Source organism: Hydrogenovibrio thermophilus (assembly GCF_004028275.1).
Classification (GTDB): Bacteria; Pseudomonadota; Gammaproteobacteria; order Thiomicrospirales; family Thiomicrospiraceae; genus Hydrogenovibrio; species Hydrogenovibrio thermophilus.
The window spans coordinates 870,822-894,655 of record NZ_CP035033.1 but is presented as its reverse complement, the minus strand read 5'-3'; the positions used below and the strand labels follow the sequence as shown (position 1 = coordinate 894,655).

The window sequence follows — 23,834 nt, the reverse complement described above, 5'->3', positions numbered from 1 at the left end:
TACGCTAATTCGTTTCAAATCTCACTCGTTTATCCGATTTAGTTACCTTTCGTATGGTTAAGACAACATCAATGGCAGGAAAATCGAACGATTACCACGAATGATGCGAACCGGAATCGAACGCCCCTTCGGAGCGGAACGAACGATTTTGTTTAAATCGGCGGCCGACTTAATCGGTTTAAAATTGACCGTCACCAGAATATCGCCCGGCAGGATACCGGCTTTTTGCGCCGCGCTGCCATTTTGAACCTGGCTGACACCGACACCAAACGGAATGTTCAATTCATCCAACGTTTCCTGATCGATGATTTCCACTTTGACACCTAGCGCCGTGTTCTCCAGGCCTGGTTGTTTGCCGGAGTCTCCCGCCGACGCAACCTTAGCGCCATCCAATGCTTTCAGGCGAACCGTTACGGTTTTGTAATCACCATTCCGCAGGATTTTGACTTTGACCGGTTTACCAACCGGCGAATTACCGACCACCGGAGGCAAGTCCGCCGACTTCTGGATGGTTTTACCGGCAAATTCGACAATAATATCGCCCGGCTCAATGCCAGCTTTGGCAGCAGCAGAGTCTTTTTCAGTGGAGGTCACCAAAGCGCCAGTAGGCCTTTCCATGTCGAAAGAACGCGCCAAATCACCGGAAACTTCCTGCACGCCTACACCTAAGAAGCCGCGTTCGACATGTCCTTTTTCCTTCAACTGTTGTGCCACATTCATAGCGATGTCAATCGGAATCGAGAACGACAATCCCATGGAACCACCGCTTTTACTGAAAATCTGTGCATTAACGCCAACCACTTCACCTTTCATGTTCAACAAAGGCCCGCCGGAATTCCCCGGATTGATTGGCACGTCGGTCTGAATAAACGGCACGTAGGTATCGTCCGGCAACGAACGTCCCAAGGCACTGACAATCCCATGAGTGACAGTGTAATCCAAACCAAACGGTTCACCGATGGCCATGACCCATTCACCAACTCTCAAGTCCTTCGATGTTCCGATTTTCGCCACCGGCAAATCATCGCCTTCGATTTTAATCAACGCAATATCGGAACGCTCATCCGTTCCGATGATTTTAGCCTTCATTTCCTGGCGATTGCTTAACTTCACAACAATGTCGTCGGCATCCGCCACGACATGATTATTGGTGATAATGTATCCATCTTCGGAAATAATGAAACCGGACCCCAATGAATTTACTTGCTCTTCCGGCATTGGCTGCTGGCCACGTGGACCTTGTTGCCCCGGAATACCGAAGAAGTAACGTAACATTTCATCCGGCATGCCCCGGAACTGCGGATACGCCGCACGCTCGACCTTACGAGTGGTACTGATATTCACCACCATCGGGCTGTTTTCAGCCGCCAACTCGGAAAAATCCGGCAGGGTGACCGTAGCGGCTTGAGCGGACGTCAAACTCAGCACCAACAACAAGCTGACCAAACCATAAGTGTATAACGATTTAACCATTGTTTTCATCTTAGCTCCTTTAAGAGGCTTGCAGAATCTTCTCCATCACCGGAGGCTCTGGGCGGTAATATGTTTTTGTGGCCCACCAGCCGATGACGACACCCAACACCCCTCCGACCATGGTCAGCGATTCACTCGCTTCGGTCATCGCAAATGCTTGAGTGATAAATTGCAGCAAGCCTGCTCCAATAAACAGTCCTAATAATGGTACCCCATAGGCCATGAAGGAATGTTTGATCAAATGTGACTCCTCCATTGAGAGCAAAACCTCATCTCCAGACTTGGCCCCCAGTGCATTGAACACCGCAATCGGAGAACGATTACGTGGCGCAAACAGTTTGGCCAACGAAGCCGTTCCACACCCTTCCTGCGAAGCGCAGCCGGAACAACCGGTTTGACGCTCGGTCGAGACATAAGCCATCTCACCCGAAACCGACACCACCCAGCCTTTTGCCGTCAGGCGATTCTCCCGGTTTTCCGCATTTAACTCTTTTGGGTTACCCATTATTTCTATTCCATAACAGCATGACAGATATGGTACCATTTATTCGATTTTCAAGAGACGCTAGACACTGCATGAATTCCGATGTCCTTCCTCATTCCCACACTGATGTTCTCGTCATCGGCAGCGGCATTGCCGGGCTGTCCATCGCCCTGAAACTGGCCAAACATTTTTCCGTCACGCTGGTGGCCAAATCCTCGATGAACGAAGGCAGTTCAGCCTATGCGCAAGGCGGCATCGCGGCGGTTCTGGACCCTTTCGACTCCGTACAATCACACATTGAAGACACCATGAATGCCGGGGCCGGTTTGTGCGACGCCCAAACCGTCGAAATGGTCGCCAAGAACGGGGCCGCCGCCATCTATGAGTTGATTGAAATGGGCGTCCCCTTCAGCAAACAGGAAACGTCGGATGCCTACCACCTGACCCAGGAAGGCGGACACAGTCATCGCCGCGTCATCCATGCAGCGGACCACACCGGCAAAACCGTCACCGAAACCCTTTTGGAAGTGGTGAAAAACACCCCGAACATCACCGTTTTGCCGGACCACATGACCGTCGACCTCATTCTCAACAAGGACCGACGCCGCTGCATTGGTGCCTATATTTTGGATCAAACCAGCGGAGACGTAAAAACCCACCTGGCGCAATTCACGGTTCTCGCCACCGGCGGCGCCAGCAAAACCTATTTGTACACCAGCAACCCCGACACCTCGACCGGTGACGGCATTGCCATGGCCTGGCGAGCCGGCTGCTCGGTCACCAACATGGAATTCAACCAGTTTCACCCGACCTGTCTGTATCACCCGCAAGACCGGTCTTTTTTGATTTCCGAAGCGGTACGGGGTGAGGGTGGCATTTTGAAGCTGCCGAATGGCGAACCCTTCATGCAGCATTATGATGAACGCAAGGATTTGGCACCGCGCGACATTGTGGCCCGCGCCATTGACCAGGAAATGAAAAAACACGGTATCGATTGTGTCTATTTAGACATTTCCCATCAATCGGAAGATTTTATCCGCCATCACTTCCCGACCATCCAGAAACGCTGTCTGAACGTCGGCATCGACATCACCCGGCAACCGATACCAGTGGTTCCGGCCGCACACTACACCTGTGGCGGCATCACCACCGACCTCAAAGGGCGGACCGACCTCAAAAACCTTTACGCCATTGGCGAAACCGCCTATACCGGCCTGCACGGCGCGAACCGTCTGGCGAGCAACTCATTGGTGGAAGGCTTGGTCTTTGCCGAAACCGCTTATCAGGACATCAAGGCGAAAATCAAGCCCACCTTCGACCCGGACCGCAACGTCAAGGATTGGGACGACACGCGGGTCACGCCGGCGAAAGAAAAGGTATTGGTCAGTCATGACTGGGATGAAGTGCGTCGTTTGATGTGGGATTACGTCGGCATTGTTCGCACCGACAAACGTTTGAAACGCGCTTTAAAGCGTATCAAAATCTTGAAACAGGAAATTTACGAATACTATTACGACCATAAGCTGAACGCCGATTTGCTCGAACTGCGTAACTTGGCTCAGGTAGCCGAACTGATGATCAAGAGTGCGTTAAAACGCAAGGAAAGTCGCGGTTTGAACTTCAATCTGGATTACCCTTTCATGAAGAAGCGTAGCAAGCCGACTACGCTAATGCCCAAACCGCACGACAAAAACAAAAAGAAATCTTAAACGTTACAACGTTTAACCGTTACGCAGCGGGATGGCTTCATCGACGTTGGAAACTTGCTCAATCAGCCCTTCCGAAGCCAACTTATCAATATCGATGACAATCACCATCCGGCCTTTCGAGACTTTTTCCGACGCGATTCGGCTCTCATTCTGAATATTCGCTTCCGCTTCCGAACCTTGATCGTAAATCGTAGTCAAACCCTGCATATACTGCGTATCGATGGAGTTGGAAATGTCCGGCGGAGCCTGCAACGCATTCATATCGAATTGATGTACGTCCGATACCGCATCCACCACCAGACCGACAATCCGTTCGCCCTGACGGGTCGCCAGATTCACCACGATGACCACCGTTGTCGCCTTAAATTCCGCCTTCATATGGAAACGCTCACGCAAATCCAGAATCGGCACAATGGTACCGCGAATATCAATCACACCTTTCACATAGGCCGGTACGTTCGGTAGCGGGCTTGGCTCCTGCCAACCGCGAATTTCCTGAACACGGTCGATTGCAATTGCAAACTCTTCCTTGCCCAGTTTGAATGTTAAAAACTCATTAAAAGCTTCAGCCACGAATGTAACCTCCAATCGAATTGTTTTATAGTGTGATATTAACCACTCCGACGGGGTTTATCAATCTCTAAATCATTTCCCGCGTAAAGAGACTCCGTGCGTTCGCATTCAAAAAGGCAGTCACTTCAAGGTATAATGGTCGCCCGCAAATTTTTTTCAAAGGAAAAATGATGAACGCTGACTGGAAAGACTTTTTATCCGCCAAAGGCGCGCAGTGGAACGACGCCGGTGAAGTGACCACCTTTGGCCTACCGGAAATCGAACGCTATATGGTGAAAAACGGCCCGGTATTCACCAGCCTGGCCCATCAAGCCATCATCAAAGTATCCGGCGAAGAAGCGTTTGACTTTTTGCAAGGGCAGTTCACCAACGATCTCAGTGACGTCACCGACGAACACGCGCAATTAAGTGCCTACTGTGACCCGCAAGGCAAAGTCTTGGCCGTCCTGATGGTCTTCAAACATCAGGACGCTTTTTACCTGAATTTTGACGGCTCGCTGAAAGACACCATCTTGAAACGTTTGACCATGTTCAAGCTGCGTTCCAAAGTGGAACTGGAAGACGTTTCCGACGAGATGATCCACATCGGCTACGGTGGCGACTTCGGTGACCTAGACATCCAGCGCCTCCTGACCACCAAGATCAAAGAATTGTATGAAGTCAAGACACTCGATATGGACGGCGTGCGCGACGTCATCGCCGTGAAGCGCCCCGGCCCTTATCACTGCTACAGCTTCTTCGGCCCGCTGGCGTCGATGAAAACGGTTTGGGAACAATTAAAAAGCAACGGCGAAGCCACCAACAATATTGACTGGAAATTATTACAAATTGTCAGCGGCCAACCCAGCGTGGATGCCGTCACCGGCAACGAGTTCATTGCCCAATTTTTGAACCTGGACAAGCTGGACGCCATCAACTTCAAGAAAGGCTGTTTTCCCGGCCAGGAAGTTATTGCCCGCATGCATTACCGCGGCAAAGCCACCAAACGCATGCTTCGCTTACACTTAGGTGACGCCGACGCACCGGCACCCGGGCAAGAGTTTGTTCTGACCGACGACGCGGATAAAAAATACAAGTTCACCTGCATTTTGTCCGCACCGGATGTATTCGAAGGCTCGGTGTGTTTGGCCGTTACCACCTTGAAACCCCTGGAAGCCGTGAACGGCCACCTGAAAAGTGAAAGCGGCGCCCCCGCCAATGTGGAACCGCTACCGTACGATCTGACGGAAGAATAAACCACCCATCCCAAAAACCACCAGGCCTGGTGGTTTTCAGGCAACCGCTCAAAATAAAAAAGCCGCTGTTTCAAGCGGCTTTTTTTATTGGCATCGCGAGTCGACCGAGTGCATTAATCCGCCGGACGCATATGCGGGAACAACAACACATCCCGAATCGACGGCTTATCGGTGAACAACATCACCAAACGGTCAATTCCGATACCTTCACCGGCCGTCGGCGGCATACCGTGCTCCAAGGCGATGATGTAATCTTCATCGTAATGCATCGCCTCGTCATCACCGGCGTCTTTCGCTTCCACCTGCGCCTTGAAACGCTCCGCCTGGTCTTCGGCATCATTCAGCTCGTTGAAGCCGTTGGCCAGTTCACGGCCACCGATGAACAGTTCGAAACGGTCGGTGATAAACGGATTGTCATCGTTACGACGCGCCAAAGGCGATACTTCCGCCGGATATTCGGTAATGAACGTCGGGTCCATCAACTTTTCTTCGACCGTTTCTTCAAAGATTTCGGTCATGATCTTGCCCAGCCCGCAACTCTCGTCCAAATCCAGGTGCAACGATTTCGCAATGGCACGCGCCGAGTCCAAATCATCCAGTTGCTCGGCGGAGATATTCGGGTTGTATTGCAAAATGGCGTCTTTCATCGTCAAGCGTGCAAACGGCTTGCCGAAGTCAAAAGTTTGCCCCTGATACGGCACTTGTGTCGAACCAACGGTCATTTCCGCCAATTCTTTCAACAGTTCTTCGGTGTAATCCATCAACTGATGATAATCGGTATAAGCCGCATAGAATTCCACCATGGTGAATTCCGGGTTATGACGGGTCGACAAGCCTTCGTTACGGAAACTGCGGTTGATTTCGAACACCTTCTCGAAACCGCCCACGACCAAACGCTTCAAATACAACTCCGGTGCAATCCGCAGATACAATGGCATATCCAGCGCATTGTGATGGGTATTGAACGGTTTGGCTGTGGCGCCCCCCGGAATGACGTGCATCATCGGGGTTTCCACTTCCATAAAGCCCTTTTCAATCAGGAAGTGACGCACATGCTGAACGATTTTGGAGCGCAACTGGAAGGTTTCGCGACTTTCTTCGTTGACGATCAAATCCACATAGCGTTGACGGTACTTGATTTCCTGATCCTGCAAGCCGTGGAACTTATCCGGCAATGGACGCAATGATTTGGTGATCAACTCAATGTGCTCAACGTGAACCGACAGCTCACCGGTATTAGTTTTGAACAAATAGCCTTCGGCGCCCACAATGTCGCCCAAATCCCATTTCTTGAACTGAGTGTTGTAGAACCCTTCCGGCAATTCGTCGCGTGTCACGTAAATCTGAATACGGCCATGCGTATCCTGCAACGTCGCGAAACTGGCTTTTCCCATAATACGACGCAATAACATACGCCCGGCCACCTTAACGCGCACCTTCGGCATGGCTTCCATTTCTTCCTTGCTCAAGGCATCGTATTGCTCGTGCAAATCACTGGAGACGTCGTTACGACGGAAGGTATTCGGGTAAGAATGCCCTTCTTCTCTTAAAGCGGCGAGCTTGGCGCGTCTTTCCGCAATGATTTTGTTTTCATCCACTGCTGGGGTTTCAGGGTTTGCCATGATGTTTCCTATTCAAATCACTTAAAATGTTTCAATTCTTTATCGTCAAGCCAATCAGGCTTTTCTACCAGGCCTGGCCGATTGTGTCCAACACCGACTTAAGGTGTATGTCAGACACCTGCTTTCAGGTTCGGGATGATGAACTGGTCCAGATCACCGTCCAGCACCGCTGTGGTATTACCGGTTTCCACATTGGTACGTAAATCCTTGATGCGACCGGAATCCAGCACGTAAGAACGAATCTGGCTGCCCCACCCGATGTCGGATTTGCTGTCTTCCAACTCCTGTTTCTCGGCGTTACGGCTCAACATCTCCAACTCATAGAGCTTGGCACGTAATTGTTTCATCGCTTCCGCTTTATTCTGATGCTGGGAACGCCCGTTCTGACATTGCGTGACCGTATTGGTCGGCAAGTGAGTGATACGTACCGCCGATTCGGTCCGGTTAACGTGCTGACCGCCCGCACCGCTGGCGCGGTAAACGTCGATTCGCAAATCCGCCGGATTGATTTCGATTTCAAAACTGTCGTCGATTTCAGGCGAAATGAAGACCGATGCGAACGAGGTGTGACGTCGGTTGCCGGAATCGAACGGCGATTTACGCACCAAACGATGCACGCCGGTTTCGGTACGCAGCCAACCAAAGGCATAATCGCCCTGCACATGGACGGTGGCACTCTTGATGCCGGCCACTTCCCCGGCCGAGACTTCCATCAACTCCGCTTTGAAGCCATGGCTTTCCGCCCAGCGCAAATACATGCGCAACAGAATATTGGCCCAATCCTGCGCTTCGGTCCCGCCGGAACCGGACTGAATTTCCAGATAACAATTGTTCGGGTCCAGTTCGCCGGAGAACATGCGCTGGAATTCCAATTGATCCAATTCCTGCTCCAGACGCTCCAGCTCGCTGACGACCTCATCGACCATTTCCTGGTCTTCGTCCATTTCGGCCATTTCCAGAATTTCCTGAGCCGATTCCAAACTGCCGTCCAAATCCTGGATGGTTTTCACCACCTTATCCAGCTGAGCTTTTTCTTTCCCTAAATTCTGGGCGCGTTCCGGGTCGTTCCAGACCGCCGGGTCTTCCAGTTCGCGGTCGACTTCGACTAATCGTTCTTGCTTGGTTTCATAGTCAAAGATACCCCCTAAGCACGTCTGTGCGCTCGGTAAAATCTTTGATTTTGGTGTAAATCGGGTTGAGTTCCATATCCGTAAAAATGTGCTTTTTCTGTAAAAGCGGAATGATACCACTTTTTGCCTTTATTATCAGCCAGTCACATCACTTTTCTCAGCACACTGGCCAATCGGTTTTTTCATTACCTGAAGGCAAATTTTTCTTAAGTTTTCAAACCTTCAGCCGATAACGATTTTGGAGAAAAGGCTTTCTCAAACAACGAAAAACCGTTAAGATGAAAGCAACGAAAAGTGGTTCAAAAACAATAAGATTTCTCCAGACCGAATACCAGAAAAAGGAAATCGTCATGTCTATTTCACAGATACCACCCGGATTACAGGCCTACCAAAAACTGGCCGGCACCCAAAGTGAAGCCCTCGCGTCGGACAAAGCCCAGAAAGGGCAGGAAATGAAATTCGACCAAATCGCCATCCGCAACGAAAACCAAGCCAGCCTGGTGGCACATTTGTTCGGCAACTCCGACGAGGCCATCGGCAACGCATTGAAAATGACCTACCAATCGGCCATTACCAACCTGAATGACATTCTGGCACCAGACCTGGGCGAAAATGCCATTAGTTTGGAGAACCTGGAAAAACAAGGTGGTATGGAATATTGGTCGCCGGAAAACACCGCCGACCGTATTCTCAGTGGTGCCACCGGCTTCCTGGAAGGCTTTAAAAAAGTCCACCCGGAACTGGAAGGTGAAGAACTGATGAACAAATTCATGGAAGTCGTTGGCGGCGGGTTGCAGCAAGGCTTTGACGAAGCCCAAGGCATTCTGGAAGAACTCAAAGTGTTCGACGGCATGGTCAAGGACAACTTCACGACCACCACCGATTTGGTCAATAAAGGCATGGAAAACTTCCGTCGGGACTATTTGGGCTTACCGCCGTTAGAGGAAGCAGAAGCCACGCCGGACAGTGACGACACCGGCACCGACACGGAAACCGTTTAACCCACGATTCCAACTTCTCAGCTCGGAAAATAAAAAGCCCCGCATTGCGGGGCTTTTTTTGTTTACGGTCAAACGCCATAATACAGCAATAGGCCTTATACGTCTGTCACCGTGGTTTAAATCGTCGCGGCATCAATGACATAACGATAACGCGCTTTTTTGTCCACGACATTTTTCCAGGCCTCATTCACCTGTTCGGCATTGATGACTTCAATCTGCGGGTAAATCTTGTGATTGGCGCAATAATTGACCACATCCTGGGTTTCTTTCATATCCCCAATCAAGGAAGCATTGAAATTCACCCGGTTAATCGACATGCCAATCGCGCTTAACGTCAGCGCAAACCCTTCCGGCATCCCGACCTGGGTATAGAAACCGTTCGGCTTCACCACTGAAGCGTAGGCCGCCACATCATACTGCACTGGAATGGTGGTGATCATGTAATCCAACATCCCTTTGTAAGGGGCCAGCTTCTGCAAATCGTCCACAACAATGGCTTCTTTGGCACCGAACGCCAAAATATCTTTGGCTTTGTCCGGCGTGGTGGTAAACGCATAAACTTCCGCGCCCTTCGACACCGCCAGCTTGATCGCCATGTGCCCCAAACCACCGATACCGGCCACCCCAACCTTATCGCCTTTCTTAAACTCGGCTTTCATGATCGGAGAATAAGTGGTGACGCCGGCACACAATAACGGAGCCGCTTCCTGAAAGGAAATGCTTTCCGGAATGTGCACCGCAAAATAATCGCGTACCACGATGTTATTGGAATAGCCCCCTTGAGAAATGCCCGTCGGAGAACTTTCTTCCGGATAGCCGTAAGTGAAGGTGGTTTCCGGACAGTACTGCTCGCCCTGTCCCTTACAGTCCTCACATTCCAGACAGGTATCGACCATACAACCGACCCCGGCACGGTCTCCGACCTTAAATTTGGTGACGTTTTTACCGACGGCAGCCACCACCCCGACGATTTCATGGCCCGGCACCTGCGGATACTGTTGTGGCCCCCAGTGCCCTTTCATTTGGTGAATGTCGGAATGGCAAATGCTGGCGAACTTGATATCAATCAGCACGTCATTGTCACCGACCGGGCGACGTTCAAACTCCCAAGGCGTTAAAATGCCCGACTCATCCGTGGCGGCATAACCTCTGGATGGAATGTTTTGGTTGGCCGGTGTTTCGGCGGCCGATGCATTTGGTGTATTTCCTAACATAAGACTGGCTCCTGCAATGGTTGATGTTTCAATAAATTCCCGTCTGGTCAGACCTTTCTTCTTATCCATTTCATGACTCCTGTTATCCGATTTTGAATTCCATTCAGACACCCGCTAGTTCTTCGCAAGCACCGCTTTTAACGCGTTGTCGACTCTTAATCCGGCTTCCCGGCTGACACGGGCACTCAGCACCCTGGCCACATCCTGCAATTGCTGTCGACTTAACCCCACATTGGACGCCATACCGATATGCGCATTCAGCTGCGGTTCCACGCCGTCCATATTAGCCAAAGCAGCCACCGTGACCAGTTCTCGGGCCTGGTGATCCAAAATCCCGCGTGCGAACAGGTCACCAAATAAATGCGCCTGTAAAAACTCATTCATCGCCGGCGAGAAGTCGAACAAAGGCCCGCTCACCGGGTGACCCACCAATTCGGTCTGTACTTTTTCACCGAACTCGCGGCTGGTCTGCCCTTTTGGAATCGATCCGGGCGCGTCACCTACCGGGTCTTTAATACCTTGGGTACGTCTGGCTTCGACGACTTTCATCAAAGTCCCCATACCATTCAGCGCGCGCGGAAAACCAACATAAGCATAGAGATGCACTTGAATTTCCTTGATCTCATTCACCGTTAACCCAGCGTCCAAGCCGGCTTGCATCGCGGCTTCCAAGGCCGTCAAATCCCCACTGGCCGTTAAGGCCGAAATCGGTACCAACGCCTGCTGCTGTAACGTCAAAGATTGAATATCCAGTTTTTTGGAGACATTGGCAGCCACCGCCAACTGATAGTCGGCATCGGAGACTTTTTCTTTCCACACCACATTTTCACCGTCCAAACTCCCCGTCACCACCAAATGGGTCATGGCCGCGTCCGGCGTAGCACCGTGCCAATGGTCAATGTCTTTCGGACACCAGACGGTTTCGCCTTTCTCAAACGCTATCACCTGTCCGTCTCGGGTGCCGGTCAAAGCCGTGCCCGACGTCACCACCATATGCTGCCCGGCGGGATGCTGGTGCCACGCGGTTCGCGCACCGGGTTGAAAGGTGACATAAGCGCCGGAGTAATGTGCTGTTTCGTTGTTGGGAAACAACATTTTCACCGACACATCTCCGGTAAAGTAAGCGTCCGGGCCGTTAAAGGTCTCTTGTGTATCAAGCGGGTACAGGGTCTGGGCCTGGTTTTGCGGGAGATCGCTTTGCGCAAAGCCGAGTGTGGCGAAACTGCTCTTAAGCGCAATCAAAAACGCTCTGAAAAATGGTCGAGTCTGCATATCCTTCTCTCCTTCCTAGTTGAAACTTATTACGTTCTGTCCGGACTGACTTTAATCAGTCCGGATCGTCTTGAACACGTTCAATTCGCACGCGCAACTCACCTTGTTGAATAAGCGTTTCAATGCCGGAATCGATGCGCCCAAGGCGAACCAGGCCTCGCGCATAACCAAAATCTCGGTAAAAAATTGCTAGATTGCCCCAGGGCGCGTAATAAGTGATGTCACCAATGGCTGGGTCGATACCGTCCGGCGCGCCATCCGTCGACAAGGTCGACGGCAAATCGGCGATTTTTTCGGTTTGATGGTAATCAGACAAGGTCACATCCAATGGCAACATCGCCGCAAAATCCCGACTGGTCGCGTTATCATCCAAGGTGGCTTCCACCACGGCATTTTCCACCACCAGGCGTATTTTCATAAACGACTCTCTTTCCATGGATGTGGCCTCGTTTTGTGCAAAAGCGGCGTGGGTCATTAATGCCAATAACCCCCATAGGCTTTTTTCAATAACCTTGTCATCTCACCACTCACTCCTAAAACTGCGACACTCGGCTCTTCTCAGCCAAAGATAACTTAAGTGTTGGATACCATATTGCATCGAAACCCACCTTAAAAGGTATATTAATTAGGCAAATTTCTTGCCTAATCCACCAGAAAATTAAATTGGTATTCGACAACGCACTATAGGAAACGGTATCGTATGAAGTGAAATAAATGGGAGAAATGCCATGACAACCGGACATAACAAAACACCAAACACATCTGCCATTCAAGCATTGCATGATGAACTGGCCGCGGTGATTAACCGTTTGACCCTGGATCAGGAAGACTGTCCGACGGCGATTCCCAATCTATCGTTTTTCCGACGGGAAGCGCCCTCGGATCCGTGTGTGTGTTTGATCGAACCGAGCATTGTGCTCGTGGTGCAAGGCGCCAAACAAATGTTGATTGGCGACGATGTGCATGAATACAATACCGAACGCTTTCTGGTAACCTCACTGGATTTGCCGGCCAGCTCACAAGTGCTGGAAGCCAGCCCCGAAACCCCCTCTTTGGGCTTGGTTTTAAAACTCGATATGCGCATCATTGCGGAATTGATTTCACAAACCAAACGGCCGATTCCACGCGGCGATGCGGCGGAAAGCAGCGCTGTTCTCGGAACCGTCACCCCGGAATTATTGGAACCCTTTACGCGGTTGCTGGCCTTGTTGGACCACACCGACGACATGACTGTTTTGGCCCCGCTGATTGAACGGGAAATTCATTACCGCTTACTGCAAACGGATTTGGCACCACGGTTGTGGCGAATTGTTTCAGTCGGCAGTCAAAGCCAGCGGATTGCCAGCGCCATCGATTGGCTGAAACTGAATTACGCCCAACCGCTTCGGATTGATGAACTCGCGCACCATGTGCAAATGAGCAGTTCCAGCCTGCACCACTACTTCCGCCAACTCACGGCCAAAAGTCCGTTGCAATATCAAAAATGGTTACGTTTAAATGAAGCCCGACGTTTAATGCTCAATGAAGGCATGGAAGCGGCACGCGCCGCATTTCAGGTCGGTTACGAAAGTCCCTCGCAATTCAGCCGGGAGTACAGTCGCCTGTTCGGCGCGCCACCGAGACGGGATATTGAAGCCTTGCGCCAAAACTCACAAACGGCTTAAACTCAAACGACAATACGATTTAAGGCCATCAACCATCAGCTGCGATAAAAAGAGAATGAATGTTCAGCCGAACGGCTGAACAATAAGATATCCGCCAGGCCTGGCGGTTTTGGACAATTCGGTTACGACTGAGCGTAAGCCGCCTGCAAAGTGTTTTGCATCAAGGTGGCAATCGTCATCGGCCCGACACCGCCCGGCACCGGGGTAATCCAACTGGCCTTTTCTTTGGCGACATCGTATTCCACATCACCGCATAAAGTGCCGTCGTCCAAACGATTAATGCCCACATCCACCACAATGGCACCGTCTTTAATCCACTCGCCTTTCACCATATTCGGAATCCCGACGCCCACAACCACCAAATCGGCTTCGGACACTTTCTGCGCCAAATCTTTGGTGGCACTGTGACAAACCGTGACTGTGGCACGGGCGTTCAACAGTTCCAATGCCATCGGCACCCCCACGATATTGGACGCACCCACGACAACGGCGTCCAATCCGCGCAGCGGAATGCCGGTTTTTTCCAGCATGGTCATGACGCCGTGCGGCGTACAAGGTGCCAACCCAGGCATGCGCGTCGCCAAACGCCCCATGTTATAAGCGTGGAAACCGTCCACGTCTTTTTTCGGGTCAATACGCTCGATGATTTTTTCCGGGTCGATGTGATCCGGCACCGGCAGTTGCACAATAATACCGTGCACATCGTCACGGGCATTCAAAGTGTCAATTTCCGCCAACAACTGTTCTTCGGTCGTGTCGGCCGGCAACACCATCGACACATCATTGAAGCCGGCTTTCTCGCACGCAATCTTTTTGTTTCTCACATATACCTGGGAAGCCGGGTCTTCACCCACCAAAATAACGGCCAGGCCTGGCGGATTTTGCCCTTTCGCAACCTGTGCGTCCACTTCCGCACGAATACTCTCTCTCAACTCCTGAGCAATGGCCTTTCCATCCAAAATTTTTGCCGTCATGTGAAAAATCCTATTTAAAACAAATTAATACGAAAATAGCTGGATATAATAACTGATTTCATGGGGTTCGTCGCCAAAACCGCATGTAAAAATTTTTTCATATTTCCTGCTTTTAATTATTGACAGCTTACCGTCCGGTCTATAAAATACGCCGCATCTTTTCGGAGTATAGCGCAGTCTGGTAGCGCACCTGTTTTGGGTACAGGTGGTCGGGGGTTCAAATCCCTCTACTCCGACCAATTTTTATCTTGTTGATGCTCACTATTCAGCACGATATCTAAGAGGTTCGATAAGCGCCCATAGCACAACTGGATAGTGCATCGCCCTTCTAAGGCGAGGGTTTCAGGTTCGAATCCTGATGGGCGTGCCATTTACGGTATGTCTTTCAAACCACTATGGCGGATGTAGCTCAGTTGGTAGAGCCCAGGATTGTGATTCCTGTTGTCGCGGGTTCGATCCCCGTCATTCGCCCCATTTTCCCCATTCAAATAATCCTGTAACACTCAGCATTCTTTCATCGCTGAAACCGATTCGTATGTCCAAGCTCCCTTCCCTTTCTTTCCTCTTAAACACATAACATCAAATACTGAAATAAAAGCATTCAATCCTCGTAAAAATTTTTTATCACAAAAATACAAGATACCCCCTATATAATTAATGAAAATATTGCATGTATGCATGTAAACGCTTCAACAATTAAAACAATAAAGGGTCTGCACTAATGACAAACGCAAAAGCACTCAACAGTATTCGAGTCAAAAGTACAATTCCCATTGTCACACTGGCCATTTCCATCATTCTGTTGCTTGCGGCGTCATCCTGGATGCTCAAGATGCAAGAGCACTCCATCCAACTGCAAGCGGATAAATTTGTCCAATCCATTTCCTTAACGCTCAATGCGGACCGGGATTTGTATCAGGCCAAAGAAGCCGAGTTGAACTTATTGGCGCGCTACGGCGATGCCGAGGCCGAAAACGCCTCTCGCGTTGAAAACGCCCAGCAAGTCGCCGACCGTTATGCCAAGTACCAAACCAATATGCAGGATTACCCGGATGTGCTGGAAAAATCCTCCGCATTTCAAGCCGACTTTGCCGCCTGGAAACAACAATCAGACAAGTTGGTCGCCGCCATCGGACAAGCCTCACCGGAAGAAATCAGCGCGCTGCGCCAGGATGCCGAACAGAAGTTCTCCGCATTACGCGACAACCTGGATAAAGCCGGCGAAGCGGCTTTGTCGAAATCCGTCGAGATACGCGAACACCTAGCCCAGCAACTTGAACAATTCCAGAACATCGCCATGGCAGTATTGGGCGTGATTCTAATTGGTGCTTTGTGGCTGGGGTATTCCATTCCCAGAAACATTGCCCGGCAACTCCACCAATCCATCGATACCGCCAACGCCATCGCCGCGGGTGACTTATCCACAAACATCGATATTCGGACCGAAGACGAAACCGGACAATTATTGAATGCCATGAAACACGTTCAAGGCACGTTGCAATCCTTATTGCAGGACATGGACCACATGTCTCAACAGCACGATGCCGGTGACATCGATGTCCATGTCGACGAAAGTAAATTCCAGGGCGATTTCCAAAAAATGGCCACCGGCGTCAACAAGATGGTTGACGGACACATTCAAGTGAAAAAGAAAGCCATGGCCGTGTTTGAATCGTTCGGTAAAGGCGATTTCGGGGCCGACATTGAAAAGCTTCCCGGCAAAAAAGCGTTTATCAACAACGCTATTGAAGCGGTTCGCCATAACCTCAAAGCGATTACCGCCGACACCGACATGTTGATTCAAGCCGTGGCCGATGGCGCACTCGACAAACGCGCCAACGCCAACCAATTCCAAGGCGACTGGAAACAAATGATTGAAGGCATCAACCGGATACTGGACGGCATCGTGCAGCCGGTCAATGAAGCCATCCAGGTCTTAAAGGAAATCGAGCAAGGCAACCTCACCCAAACCATCAACGGCGATTACAAAGGCCATTTGGACGACTTCAAACAAACGGTCAACAACACCGTCACCAAACTGTCCGATGTCATCAATCAAACGGCTCAGGCATCTCAAGTCGTCTCGCAGGGCTCTCAGGAAGTGGCGCAAGGCGCCATGGACTTAAGCCAACGGGTTCAAGAACAGGCCGCCGCCATTGAAGAAACCTCTTCGACCATGGAAGAAATGACCTCCAGCGTGAAAAACAACGCCCAACATGCCAAGGAAGCTTCGGAAGTGGCCCATACGGTACAAGGCCAGTCCAACAGCGGCTCTACAGTGATGAAGCAGACCATTGAAGCCATGAATGCGATTCAGGAATCCAGCCACAAAATTTCCGACATCGTTACATTGATTGATGGCATCGCCTTCCAAACCAACTTGCTGGCACTCAACGCCGCCGTTGAAGCGGCACGGGCCGGTGAACACGGGCGTGGTTTCGCGGTCGTGGCCGGCGAAGTCCGTTCACTGGCACAAAAATCAGCCGATGCCGCCAAGGAAATCACCAGCCTAATCACCGAGAGTGTCGCCCGCATCGACCAAGGAACGCAACTGGCCTCGGAGTCGGGCGAGGTTCTGTCAGGCATTAATCAATCCATTAATGAAGTCGCCCAGATGATCGAACAAATCTCGCAAGCCTCGAACCAGCAGATGGAAGGCATCGACCAGGCGCATAAAGCCATCAGTCAAATCGACGAAGTCACTCAACAAAATGCGGCACTGGTAGAAGAAACGGCCGCCGCCGCCGACAGCATGAACGAGCAGGCCGAAAGCCTTGACCGGAACATGGCGTTTTTCAAAACCGGTCAATCAGTTCATCTGCCACCGGCCAAAAAGACGGATACCAAACCTGCCAGCTTACCGCCGGCTAAAAAATCAAACGCGCCTGCAGAACCGAAACCGTCTGACAGTCACGAGTCGGAAAAGGCGTCCGATGAATGGAGTGATTTTTAAACCACCAGAGGGAACCGCCGATGGAACGGTCACCTTGTGTTTGAATTGAAAAAACCACCAGGCCTGGTGGTTTTTTATGTGCCTTAACACGATGACTCTAACGATACAGGCGCTGATAAGTCCCGCCGGAAACCACCAAATCTTCATGGCTGCCCGATTCGATAATGTGACCGTCTTCAAAGACAAGAATGCGGTCCGCCTGCTTGATGGAACTCAAACGGTGCGCCACAATCAAAGTGGTTCGCCCTTTCAGGAAAGGCGCTAAATCGACGTACAGCTGGCGTTCGGTCTCCATGTCCAACGCCGACGTCGCTTCGTCCATAATCACCACTTTCGGATCCTGCAAAATCATTCGCGCAATGGCGAGGCGTTGACGCTGACCACCGGACAATTTAATGCCGTTACGGCCGACCATCGTGTCCAAACGATGTTCCAGCTTCTCGACCACCTCTTTCAATTGCGCCATTTCCAACGCCTGCCACAATTGCTCATCCGCCAAATCCTGCCCCAGCGTCAAGTTGAAACGAATGCTCTGCTGAAACAGCACGGGTTGCTGCAAGACAGTGGCCACATTTTCCCGCACGCACTGCTGGCCGATGTCTTTAATCGACACCCCGTTATATAACACCTCGCCGGCATCTTGTTGATAAAAACCGAGCAGCAATTGCACCAGCGTGGTTTTGCCCCCGCCACTGGCACCGACAAACGCCAGTTTTTCTCCTGGCTGAATGGTAAAACTCAGATCATGCAATACGGCTTCGTCTTTGCCGGGATAATGGAAAAACAGGTTTTTGACTTCCACCGAAACGGTATCGGCGTCAAATGGGTTCTGCTTTTGCGGGTATTTGGGTTCCTGCTCCAAATCGAGAACATTGTTGATGCGCTGCAACGCCCCGCTACCGGCACTGTAAGCGTATTGAATGGCGAGAATTTCCTGCACCGGCCCCATCATGAACCAAAGGTACCCGAACACCGCCATCATTTCGCCGATGGACAGGTTGGAAAACACCACCATCAGAAAACTGACGCCACGGAAAATGTCGAACCCGACCAGAAAAATCAAAAACGAAATGCGGCTGGCAGCTTCCGACTTCCAGGTAAAGGCTTCGGAATGGCGTTTGATGTCCTGCGCATTGCCGAGAATCCGGCGGAAAAACGGCGTATCCTGATTGGCGGCACGTACCTGTTGCAAGGCGTCCAATGTTTCCGACAACGCCTGCTGAAAAGCATCGATGGCGGTGTTTTCGTCTTTTTTCAGGGTTTTGACCGCGCGCCCCATCCGCATGGTGAAATACACTACGATGGGGTTCATCAACAGGATGAACAAGGCCAGTTCCCAATGCAGCCACAAGAGCACGGCCGTCACCCCGACCAGTGAGAAAATCGCCAGTATCACCTTGCCGACGGTCGTGCCCAAAAAGGTGTCGATGGTATTGACGTCATTCACCATCGTGGCCGTCACGCTGCCGCTGCCCATGGTTTCATACTGACTCATGGCAACGCCTTGAATCCGCGCCAGCAAGTCCTTGCGGATGCCAAAGGTCACGTCTTTGGAAATCACGGTGAACTGCTGCACCTGCCACACTCCGAACACCACCCCGAGCACACGCAACAAAATGGTAATCAAGGTCACAATCAGGATATAGCCGAGTGCGGTTTGCCAAGCCAGCGGAATCACATCATTCAACGAATGCACAATCCAACCGGGTTTATCCAGCAACACTTCGTCCACCAGCAACGGCAACAACAACGGCAAAGGCACCGTGGCGAGCATGGCGAACAACGCAATGATATGGGCTTTAATCAGACGTGATTTATGGCGCAAGACCAAGTCGAAAATACGCTGCCAACTATACGCCGGACGATCGGATGCCGCCGTTGATTCCGGTTGCCCCAATTGATCCGCCGACACACTCACTAAGGCGTCGTCGCTTTTCCCGGCTCCAACCTGACTCATAACTTAAACAAGCGCTTGAAATTGGCCGTGGTGGCTTCGGCCACGGTCTCCAACGGCAAATCTTTTAAGCGCGCAATTTCTTCGGCCACGTAACGGGTATAACCCGGTTGGTTGGTTTTGCCGCGATATGGCACCGGCGCCAAGTACGGCGAATCGGTTTCCACCAAAATGCGATCAAGCGGAATGGCTTTGGCCACTTCTTTCAATTCTTTAGCGTTTTTGAAAGTCACGATGCCGGAAAAGGAAATGTAAAAGCCCAACGCCATCGCCGCCTGTGCCGTCGCCAAATCTTCGACGAAACAATGCATAATGCCCCCGACCTGGTCTGCCCCTTCTTCTTTCAGAATCTGTAAACAATCCGGAGTGGAGTTACGGGTATGAATCACCAGCGGCTTATCCAACTGCTTGGCCAACCGAATCATTTGCCGAAAACGATCCGCCTGCCACGTCATGTCCTCATCGTCGGCATTAAAATGATAATAATCCAAACCGACTTCCCCCACCGCAAGCACTTTCGGGTGCGACGCCGCCTTTAACAGGGCATCATCGGTGGTGACCACGTCTTTGGGTTCACATGGATGAATACCGATGGCGGCATAGACTTCTTCGTGCGTGTCCGCCAACGTCAGCACCTCATGCCAGGCGCCGGGGCCAATGGCGATGCACATCATTTTATCGACGCCCAATTCATGTGCCTTTTCCAGCACCTCTTCCGTTCCGCCGACATCGTCGGGCAAAATATTCAGGTGACAATGTGAATCAATAATCATAGTAAAACTCGTTTATTTTGGGTGTGATGCTCATCCATTCACGAACACCCCCGTCATTCATTACAAATCGCGGCCGCGAATCAAGGCACCGGAAAACGCCGCGCCCGGCTGATAATCGGCCTGGTGCTGTTGCAACCATTCCAAACAGATGCCTTCCAGCAACAAATCTTTATTGACGTTCTGATGCCAGTATTGGCGCGCCTGCAACACCGCTTTCTGGAAGGCTAACCAATTAGGACTGTAAGGCCGCTTTTGGCCATACAAAGCGGAACGCACCACATTCACCGACCAGGCGTAGAAATAATCCAGCGTCACTTCCGGCTGGGGCCATTTTTTCCATTTTTCGACGGCCTGCGACACACTCAGGCGTCCTTGTTGCAGGCCTTTGATATCGTCCTGCCAAGCCGCTTCCCATTCAAACGCTTTGTCGTCAATCCAGGTTTTCGCTGCCACCGGCCCACCCCAGTTGAGCGTCAGCGCTTTTTTCAACAACGGCAAATCCGCTTGCGGTAAGGCCTGTTGTAACCAGGCCAGGGCCTCATCACGCGACGGGGCGGCAAACGCCACCTGACGGCATCGGCTGATAATGGTGGCTGGCAGCGCACTCAAACGATGCGTAGTCAAAATCAACACCGTGCGTTCCGGCGGTTCTTCCAGGGTTTTCAGCAAGGCGTTGAAAGCCGACACATTCAAGGTTTCGGTTTCCAGCACCAGCACCACTTTGAAGCCGCCCTGATGGGCCGTGCGGCTGACCTTGTCGGTCAGCTCACGCACTTGATCGATGGTGATTTCTTTTTTATCCTCCAGGCGTTTCAACACCCAAAAGTCCGGGTGCGTCGCCTGCTGAAACTGATGACATTGCGCGCATTGCCCGCAAGCTTTTACGCCTGGCGTTTGGCACAATAAGCCTTGCGCCATTTCCCGCGCAAAGGCATCAATACCAATGCCCGCCGCACCGGACAGCAGATACGCCTGTCCCAAATGGGCGGCCTGCTGCTGCCACTGTTGCCAAGCGGTTTCCTGCCAGGGAAAAATCATTGAGTCACCATCCGTTTTAGCCACCCATCGTTTTTTCGTGCTGTATCACGCTGGTTCATAGGTAGATTGATTCTCATTTCGTTCACGGGAAGTTTGCATTCTAACACCCTGAGGTGTTTCATGAAATACGTTTTAAAGAGGCTTCGCCCGGAAATTTCATAAATTTGCGGACTCGCTTACCATGCTCATCAGAGCGGCTTGCAACTGTGCTTGAACTGCTTCCAGCGGCTGCTGCGCATCCAGGACGGTATAGCGCTCCGGTGCCTCTTCTGCCCGAATCAGATAGGTCGCTCGGACCTTTTCAAAGAAATCGATTTTTTCCTGCTCGAAGCGGTCAATGTGTTGCCCCGACAATTCGGCCCGCGCAGCCACCCGTTTCATGCCTTCTTCAATGGGTAAATCAAACACAAAGGTTCGATCTGGAAAACGCCCTTTCTGCACCCATTGCTCAATTTCGGCAATGCGCTTGAACGGCAAACCGCGCGCACCGCCTTGATAAGCATAAGTTGCATCGGTAAAACGGTCGGAAATCACCCACTGGCCAGCCGCCAACGCCGGTAAAATTTTTTCCTGCAGGTGCTGGTTGCGCGCCGCAAACATTAATAACAGCTCCGTATCCGGCGTCATCTCACCGTATTGCTTATCGAGCAAAATGTGTCTGACGGCCTCGCCGATGGCGGTGCCGCCCGGCTCCCGCGTCACCACCACGTCGATATCCCGATCCCGCAACCACTGCTCGATAAACATCAAATTGGTAGACTTGCCGGCGCCTTCCGTCCCTTCGAGCGTAATGAATTGACCGGGCTGTGTGACATGAGACATGAATAAATCCTATGGGCTACTTGAGTTATTGGCGCGACAAAATGTATTTACGTACCGCGCGATTGTGTTCTTTCAGCGTGTTGGAAAACACGTGCTGACCATTGCCTTTCGACACAAAGTATAACGCCTTGGTGGTCGCCGGGTTCAACACCGCATGAATCGCATCGGCGCTCGCCAGTGCAATCGGCGTGGGCGGCAAACCGTTGATGCGATAAGTGTTGTAAGCGGTTTTGGTCTGCAAGTCTTTCTTGCGGATATTGCCGTCGTACTTATCGCCGATGCCGTAAATCACCGTCGGGTCGGACTGCAGCCGCATACCTTTACGCAGGCGGTTGACGAACACACCGGCAATCATCGGTCGCTCGGGCGCATAGCCGGTTTCTTTTTCGACAATCGACGCCAGAATCAGCGCCTCGTAAGGGGTTTTAATCGGCAAGTTATCCGCACGATTCGCCCAGGCCTGCTGCAAGGTTTTCTGTAACGACGCATGGGAACGCTGCAAAATCGACAAGTCCGTTTCGTCGGCGGAATAGAAATAGGTTTCCGGCAGGAACTGGCCTTCCAAAGGTTGTTTCAAACCCAGCTGGGCCTGGATGGCGGCGGTGTCTTGATAATCGAGCACCTTTTCCAGCTTGGGTGAATTGCGCAGGGTTTCCAAGCCTTGTTGTATGGTCTCCCCGGCAATAAACGTCACCGGATACGTCACCGTTTTGCCTTGAATCAAGGCGTCGATTAATTCATCCAACGTCCAATTCGGATGAATTTCGATTTCACCGGCTTTCACCTGCTCTGCCTGACCACGCCACTTCAGGACCCAAACCAGCCATTCCGGGTGACGCACCATCTTAGCCTCGTACAGCAAATGCGCCACTTTACGGGAGGTGGCCCCTTTCGGAATCGACACCACTTGCGCGTCGGTTTGTGAGGAAATCGGTTGAGTCAGAAACTGCTTGAAGGCCCAACCTTCCACCGATAACCAGGTGACCAGCACACAGGCCGCCACCGTCATAAGGAACAGTTTGATTTTTTGCATTAAACCCGTAACCCTCGGATATTCGTTAAATTCGTCTGTTGCCAATTCAGCCAGGCCTGGGCGATTTTATCACTTTGATGCATGGCGTAGGCTCTGCCCTGAAAGTGACTCACCGGCATCACTCCGCGCAAGGCATTGCAGCAAAAGAGTTCGTCGGCGGACAATACATCTTCGCGGCGTATCTCGCTCCATTCCACCGTCTGTTCAAACCCGCTTGCCTGCAAGGCGTGATTGAGCGAACGCAAACAGGTTCCGAAGACCCCGCTGTGCGTCAATTTCGGCGTCAAAAGCCGCCCGTCTTTGAGCAGCACCAGATTGGCCTGAGTAGCGCTGATAACCTGACCGTCACCGTCCAGCATCACCGCTTCGTCGAACTCGGTGTCCAACAACGCCTGGCGGGCCAAGACGTTTTCCAAGCGATTCAAGTGCTTCAAGCCGGCCAATTGGGTTTGACGCGACGCCTCGATATCGGACACGGTCATCTTCAATCGAAAAAACGGCCAGGCCCGGTCGTTTTCCAATGTTAGGCTTTCCGTCGCGCCCTCTTCAGGAAACGGCAGCCGCTGGATGAAGACCGATGGACGTGGCTTGGCCAACGGCTGATAGCCCTTGCCACCTTCGCCGCGGGTAATCAAAATCTTAATAACTTCCAACGGTTGCGCCGGGCGCGATTTGATAAAGGCAATCAAATCATTGATCATATTGACCGGATTCAACGCCGGAAAACCCAAACGCTTCTGGCTTTCGTTCAGTCGCGCCCAATGGGCGTCCCAATTGGCCAGTTGACCGTCGACCAGCAAGATCGTGGTAAAGAAACCGTCGCCATACAACAAACCTCGGTCAAAGCCAGACTGTGAAATCGGTTCCCCATTCAGCCAGATTTGTGTATTGAACTTCATAACCACTCCTC

General features: G+C 51.5%; 20 protein-coding genes and 3 tRNA genes. 8 read left to right on the top strand and 15 right to left on the bottom strand.

The annotated features are described in order from the left end of the window. Positions 1 to 57: 57 nt before the first annotated feature. Positions 58 to 1,482, bottom strand: a complete 1,425-nt coding sequence (locus EPV75_RS04125; protein ID WP_128384558.1) for a DegQ family serine endoprotease — start codon at positions 1,480 to 1,482, stop codon at positions 58 to 60. A gap of 10 nt (positions 1,483 to 1,492) precedes the next feature. Further along, complete coding sequence (locus tag EPV75_RS04120) at positions 1,493 to 1,978, bottom strand: SoxR reducing system RseC family protein (RefSeq protein ID WP_192894030.1); 486 nt, start codon at positions 1,976 to 1,978, stop codon at positions 1,493 to 1,495. A gap of 71 nt (positions 1,979 to 2,049) precedes the next feature. Here EPV75_RS04120 and nadB point away from each other — a divergent pair, with 71 nt between their 5' ends. Next, a complete protein-coding gene (gene nadB, locus EPV75_RS04115) occupies positions 2,050 to 3,666 on the top strand; it encodes an L-aspartate oxidase (RefSeq protein ID WP_128384556.1) in 1,617 nt (538 codons plus the stop codon). Positions 3,667 to 3,678: 12 nt separating this feature from the next. Here nadB and EPV75_RS04110 read toward each other — a convergent pair whose 3' ends face one another. Further along, entirely contained in the window at positions 3,679 to 4,239 is a 561-nt protein-coding gene (locus EPV75_RS04110; RefSeq protein WP_051673308.1) for a chemotaxis protein CheW, read from the bottom strand. A gap of 167 nt (positions 4,240 to 4,406) precedes the next feature. On the opposite strand from EPV75_RS04110, the gene ygfZ reads away from it, so the two are divergent. Then, the gene (ygfZ, locus tag EPV75_RS04105) at positions 4,407 to 5,474 is read left to right on the top strand and encodes a CAF17-like 4Fe-4S cluster assembly/insertion protein YgfZ (protein ID WP_128384555.1); all 1,068 of its coding nucleotides are present in this window, start codon (positions 4,407 to 4,409) and stop codon (positions 5,472 to 5,474) included. Between the two features lie 113 nt (positions 5,475 to 5,587). On the opposite strand, the gene lysS is transcribed toward ygfZ, so the two are convergent. Together lysS and prfB are read right to left on the bottom strand one after the other, a co-directional pair. Further along, the gene (gene lysS / locus EPV75_RS04100) at positions 5,588 to 7,096 is read right to left on the bottom strand and encodes a lysine--tRNA ligase (protein ID WP_128384554.1); all 1,509 of its coding nucleotides are present in this window, start codon (positions 7,094 to 7,096) and stop codon (positions 5,588 to 5,590) included. Between the two features lie 110 nt (positions 7,097 to 7,206). Beyond that, a protein-coding gene (gene prfB / locus EPV75_RS04095; RefSeq protein ID WP_127119988.1) for a peptide chain release factor 2 occupies positions 7,207 to 8,302 on the bottom strand; the annotation gives its coding sequence in 2 pieces (ribosomal slippage) (positions 7,207 to 8,229 and positions 8,231 to 8,302; 1,095 coding nt in all). Between the two features lie 274 nt (positions 8,303 to 8,576). On the opposite strand from prfB, the gene EPV75_RS04090 reads away from it, so the two are divergent. Then, the gene (locus EPV75_RS04090; RefSeq protein WP_128384553.1) at positions 8,577 to 9,227 is read left to right on the top strand and encodes a DUF5610 domain-containing protein; all 651 of its coding nucleotides are present in this window, start codon (positions 8,577 to 8,579) and stop codon (positions 9,225 to 9,227) included. A 116-nt stretch (positions 9,228 to 9,343) separates the two neighbouring features. Here EPV75_RS04090 and EPV75_RS04085 read toward each other — a convergent pair whose 3' ends face one another. From EPV75_RS04085 to EPV75_RS04075, 3 genes are all read right to left on the bottom strand, one after another. Next, positions 9,344 to 10,441: an NAD(P)-dependent alcohol dehydrogenase gene (locus EPV75_RS04085; protein ID WP_225972389.1), complete on the bottom strand. Its 1,098-nt coding sequence runs from the start codon at positions 10,439 to 10,441 to the stop codon at positions 9,344 to 9,346. Between the two features lie 114 nt (positions 10,442 to 10,555). Further along, the gene (locus tag EPV75_RS04080; RefSeq protein ID WP_128384551.1) at positions 10,556 to 11,713 is read right to left on the bottom strand and encodes a (R)-mandelonitrile lyase; all 1,158 of its coding nucleotides are present in this window, start codon (positions 11,711 to 11,713) and stop codon (positions 10,556 to 10,558) included. 55 nt (positions 11,714 to 11,768) lie between these two features. Further along, a complete protein-coding gene (locus EPV75_RS04075; RefSeq protein ID WP_225972388.1) occupies positions 11,769 to 12,188 on the bottom strand; it encodes a cyclophilin-like fold protein in 420 nt (139 codons plus the stop codon). Between the two features lie 253 nt (positions 12,189 to 12,441). On the opposite strand from EPV75_RS04075, the gene EPV75_RS04070 reads away from it, so the two are divergent. Beyond that, entirely contained in the window at positions 12,442 to 13,377 is a 936-nt protein-coding gene (locus EPV75_RS04070; RefSeq protein WP_128384549.1) for an AraC family transcriptional regulator, read from the top strand. 122 nt (positions 13,378 to 13,499) lie between these two features. Here the strand turns inward: EPV75_RS04070 and folD are convergent, their stop codons facing one another. Next, positions 13,500 to 14,351, bottom strand: coding sequence for a bifunctional methylenetetrahydrofolate dehydrogenase/methenyltetrahydrofolate cyclohydrolase FolD (folD, locus tag EPV75_RS04065; protein WP_127119992.1), 852 nt, complete (start codon positions 14,349 to 14,351; stop codon positions 13,500 to 13,502). A gap of 162 nt (positions 14,352 to 14,513) precedes the next feature. Here folD and EPV75_RS04060 point away from each other — a divergent pair. From EPV75_RS04060 to EPV75_RS04045, 4 genes are all read left to right on the top strand, one after another. Next, positions 14,514 to 14,590 (top strand) — tRNA-Pro (locus tag EPV75_RS04060). A gap of 54 nt (positions 14,591 to 14,644) precedes the next feature. After that, a tRNA-Arg gene (locus EPV75_RS04055) sits at positions 14,645 to 14,721 on the top strand. 28 nt (positions 14,722 to 14,749) lie between these two features. Further along, positions 14,750 to 14,825 (top strand) — tRNA-His (locus EPV75_RS04050). Positions 14,826 to 15,072: 247 nt separating this feature from the next. Continuing rightward, a complete protein-coding gene (locus tag EPV75_RS04045; protein ID WP_192894029.1) occupies positions 15,073 to 17,304 on the top strand; it encodes a methyl-accepting chemotaxis protein in 2,232 nt (743 codons plus the stop codon). 97 nt (positions 17,305 to 17,401) lie between these two features. Here the strand turns inward: EPV75_RS04045 and EPV75_RS04040 are convergent, their stop codons facing one another. The 6 genes from EPV75_RS04040 to pabC form a co-directional block, all read right to left on the bottom strand. After that, a complete protein-coding gene (locus tag EPV75_RS04040) occupies positions 17,402 to 19,261 on the bottom strand; it encodes an ABC transporter ATP-binding protein (RefSeq protein ID WP_128384548.1) in 1,860 nt (619 codons plus the stop codon). Next, entirely contained in the window at positions 19,258 to 20,031 is a 774-nt protein-coding gene (locus EPV75_RS04035; RefSeq protein ID WP_128384547.1) for a TatD family hydrolase, read from the bottom strand. Before EPV75_RS04035 ends, EPV75_RS04040 begins: the two co-directional genes overlap by 4 nt. A 60-nt stretch (positions 20,032 to 20,091) precedes the next feature. Next, entirely contained in the window at positions 20,092 to 21,069 is a 978-nt protein-coding gene (gene holB / locus EPV75_RS04030; protein ID WP_128384546.1) for a DNA polymerase III subunit delta', read from the bottom strand. A 156-nt stretch (positions 21,070 to 21,225) separates the two neighbouring features. Beyond that, on the bottom strand, positions 21,226 to 21,891 hold the full coding sequence (gene tmk / locus EPV75_RS04025) for a dTMP kinase (protein ID WP_128384545.1): 666 nt from the start codon (positions 21,889 to 21,891) through the stop codon (positions 21,226 to 21,228). Between the two features lie 25 nt (positions 21,892 to 21,916). Continuing rightward, positions 21,917 to 22,924, bottom strand: coding sequence for an endolytic transglycosylase MltG (mltG, locus tag EPV75_RS04020; RefSeq protein WP_128384544.1), 1,008 nt, complete (start codon positions 22,922 to 22,924; stop codon positions 21,917 to 21,919). Then, positions 22,924 to 23,823 (bottom strand): aminodeoxychorismate lyase, encoded by a 900-nt coding sequence (pabC, locus tag EPV75_RS04015; protein ID WP_128384543.1) that lies wholly within the window; start codon positions 23,821 to 23,823, stop codon positions 22,924 to 22,926. The genes mltG and pabC overlap by 1 nt, the downstream gene beginning before the upstream one ends. Between the last annotated feature and the right edge of the window lie 11 nt (positions 23,824 to 23,834).